Origin of the sequence: Streptomyces sp. NPDC059957, assembly GCF_042730015.1 — a bacterium.
Lineage (GTDB): Bacteria > Actinomycetota > Actinomycetes > Streptomycetales > Streptomycetaceae > Streptomyces.
Window position 1 is genome coordinate 1 of the sequence record NZ_JBHWMB010000168.1, and the last position, 3,383, is coordinate 3,383.

Annotated in this window: 4 protein-coding genes; 3 read left to right on the plus strand and 1 reads right to left on the minus strand. The window is 72.2% G+C overall.

The window, feature by feature from the left end; all coding sequences use genetic code 11:
- Positions 1–83 precede the first annotated feature (83 nt).
- Positions 84–608, minus strand: coding sequence for a GNAT family N-acetyltransferase (locus tag ACFWBW_RS41625; protein ID WP_385385100.1), 525 nt, complete (start codon positions 606–608; stop codon positions 84–86).
- Positions 609–766: 158 nt separating this feature from the next.
- On the opposite strand from ACFWBW_RS41625, the gene ACFWBW_RS41630 reads away from it, so the two are divergent.
- The 3 genes from ACFWBW_RS41630 to ACFWBW_RS41640 all read left to right on the plus strand — a co-directional run.
- Entirely contained in the window at positions 767–1,240 is a 474-nt protein-coding gene (locus ACFWBW_RS41630) for a hypothetical protein (protein ID WP_385385103.1), read from the plus strand.
- A 185-nt stretch (positions 1,241–1,425) separates the two neighbouring features.
- Positions 1,426–3,075 (plus strand): M6 family metalloprotease domain-containing protein, encoded by a 1,650-nt coding sequence (locus tag ACFWBW_RS41635; RefSeq protein ID WP_385385106.1) that lies wholly within the window; start codon positions 1,426–1,428, stop codon positions 3,073–3,075.
- A gap of 67 nt (positions 3,076–3,142) precedes the next feature.
- Positions 3,143–3,383 (plus strand): ArsR/SmtB family transcription factor (locus tag ACFWBW_RS41640; protein ID WP_385385109.1); only part of this gene is annotated, 241 nt, incomplete at its 3' end.

The window sequence follows — 3,383 nt, forward strand, 5'->3', positions numbered from 1 at the left end:
ACTGGACGTACTTGCGCGGTCCGACAACGCGGCGAGGTGCCGTGCCGGGCGTCGCAACCCGGTGAACCTTCCCGGTCACAGCACTAGAGGTCGATCCAGTAGCGCCGCTTGGGGCCGATCAGGGTCTCGCGGACGTCTTCCAGCACGCCGCCGTTGCTCTCGATCGTGCGGATCGAGGCCTCGTTGCCGGGGTCGCAGGTGAGCAGCACCCGGTCGATCCCCAGCAGCCGGGCCTCGTGCTTGACCTCGCCCAGGGCCCAGGTGGCCAGGCCCCGGCGGCGGGCCGAGGGGCGCACGCTGTAGCCGATGTGGCCTCCCGCGTCGAGGAGGAAGCCGTTCAGGTAGTGCCTCAGGTCGATGGCACCCAAGTACTCGTCCCCCTCGGCGATCCACCAGTACGTGGCGTGGACGCGCCCGTGCTCGAGCGGCACCGCGCGGTCCCCGTAGCCCTTCAGGCGTTCCGTCCAGGCCCCGAAGCCCTCGGGGGTGTCCACGTCGTCGTCGGAGCCGAGCCCGGCGCCGTCCATGTGGGCGTCGGGCCCCCACTCCTCCTGCGCGACGAGCCAGGAGGCGTACAGACGGGGGGTCGGTGTGATCAGCTCGGGCATGACCGGACGATAACAGTCCGCGGAAAGCCGTCCCGGGCGGGCGTCCCGGGCGGGCTCGGGGACGTACGGACCGTCCGGCATGCCGGACGGCCGCGGAGGGCCAAGACCGGAGGGGCGGGGCAGCGCTCCCACCGGGCGGCCCCGGGAGAGGGGCGTGCATGAGTGCGGACGCGGGACGGGTCTGCGTCCTCGGTGACTGCGCGCTGCTGCGCCACGGCGTGGCCCGCGTGCTCGAAGCGGCCGACGGCCCGGCCTTTGTGCTCGGCGCCGGAACGGTCGACGAGGTCACCGCCGCGCTGGCGTGCGGGGACGCCCTGGCCGGAGACGTCCTGCTCGTCGACCTGCGGTTGGCGCCCGGGTGCCTGGCGGAGGTGGTGGCGCGACTGGCCGGACTCGGCTTCGCCGTGCTGGTGCTCTCTTCCGGCCCGCCGGAAGACGCCGGGGCCGCGCTGCGCGCGGGGGCCCGCGGCTGCCTGAGCCCACCTGGACCGGCTCCGCGACAAGATCGGCTCGCGGCGGCGGGCCGACCTGACGCGCTTCGCCCTGACCCACGACCTCATCCCGGCCTCCTCCTCCTGACCGGGGCCATCGTCTTCACCGGGGCAACCCTCCTGACCGGGCAGCTCTCCTGACCCGGCAGCCCTGCCGGCCGGGGTAACCCTGCCCCGCCCGGCGTGGGTTCTTCTGCCCTGTGCCCGTCCCGGGATCGACCGGACACTGAAGGCGACAGCCCTCGTGTGCCCGGATCCGGGAGGCGGTTTGCGATGAGTGGCATCTTCGGCGACACCCTCATTTCACCCAGGAGGAGGGCGGTGAGGTGCGGCTCGTCGCCTTCGGTGACGACAAGTACGCACGGCACGAGACGCTCGACGGCTATTCCGTCGTCTACGACGACGCCCGGGGCCTGTACTGCTTCGCCGAGACCGACGGCGGCGGCGCCGGACGCCGGTTCGTCTCCAGCGGCACGCCGGTTTCCCGGCCGGCGCCCGAGGGGCTGCCCCGGCACCTGCGGGAAGGGCAGGTCTACCGGCGGGACGTCGTGAAGGAACGGCTGATGGAGACGGTCCCGGAGGAGGACCGGGCCACCACCGATCCGGACACCCTGCTGACCTTCGGTCCCAACAAGGGCCTGCTCCCCGGTTTCGTCCTCAGTGAGGGAGACGTCCAGGGGCTGACGATCCTCGTCGACTTCCCGGACAAGCCCACGGAGGTCACGGTCGACGAGGTCTCCGAGCTGCTGAACAGCCCTCATTGCACGGCGAACGGAAACAGCTCCTCCGTCAAGGAGTTCTTCCGCACGATGTCGACGGGCCGGCTCCGCTTCACCAACACCGTGGTCGGTCCGCTGCGTTTGAGCCGCCCCCGCCTCTCCTACGGGCTCCCTGCGAACCGGGGACGGCTCGTACCGGAGGCGCTGCAGGCGGCCGTCGACGCCGGCATGGACTTCACCCGCTTCGACTCGCTCGGGCGGGGCGTCGTCGACTCCCTCTGCATCATGTACGCCGGCCGGACGGAGTTCAGGGGGGACCTCTGGCCGCACAACTCCCGCTTCCCCGCCCGGATCGGCAGCGTACGGACGGACTTGTACACCGTCACGAGCATCGGCGAGACGGCCGCCGACCTGAGCATCGGCACCTTCTGTCACGAGATCGGCCACCTGCTGTGCCGCTGGCCGGACCTGTACGACTACGGAACGGCCGAGCGCGAGGGCGACGACTTCTCCAGCGCGGGACTGGGCACGTACTGCGCGATGGCCGCGGGCAACAACCTGGGCGACGGGTTCCTCCCGTCCGCGGTCTGCGTCTACCTGCGGCGGCTCGTGCACTGGAGCGAGTTCCAGAACGGCACGCCGGTGGGCCACTACCAGTGCGCGCTCCTCCAGGCCGACGGCCACCTGGACCTGGAGACCAATCGGAACCAGGGCGACGGCTCGGACCTGTTCGGACCCACCCAGGGCACCGCCGTCTCGCACAGCAGCCGCCCCGCGTCCCTGTGGTGGGACGGCACCGAGTCCGGACCGACCATCTCCTCCATCTCCCCGCCGGGCCCGGTGCTCACCTTCCGGACCGGCGAGCAGGGCGTGGCGGGCACCCTGGTCACCGGCGCCTCCGCGCCCGGCGCCGGCATTCCCGAGGACGACTCCGGCGGCCTGACCGACGCGATCACCCTCCAGGGCCAGGGAACGGTCCGGGACCTGACGGTGACGATCGACATCGAGCACCCCCGCATCGGCGATCTGCGCGTGGTCCTGATGGCCCCGAGCGGCCGCCGGGCCGTGATCCACAACCGCACGGGCGGCAACGCCAAGAACCTGCGGGTGACGCTGGATTCGCAGCCGCCCTCGCTGCTCGCCCCGCTGATCGGCGACTCCGTGCCGGGGAGCTGGAAGCTCAGGATCACCGACGCGGTCGTCTCGAACGCCGGGGTGCTGAACGAATGGTCCCTCGCCGTCCGGACGGGTACCTGAGGGCGGAGAACGGGGGGCGGGGGGCGCCCCCCCCTTTTAGCCAATGGGTGTCGATTATATTTGAGCCATGACCGAAATGCCCCGCGATGTGGACGCCCAGCGCGTCCATCACGCCTTGGCCGTACCGTCGCGCCGGCGCCTGATGGCCCTGCTGCGGGAGGCGGACGGCCTGCTGGGCGTGGACGACATGGCCGCCGGCTCGGGGCTTTCGGTCGCCACCGTCCGCCACCACCTGGCCGCCCTGGCCGAGGCGGGCCTGGTCACGGCCACCGCCTCGGCCGGGCCGGGCCGGGGGCGGCCCCGGCTGG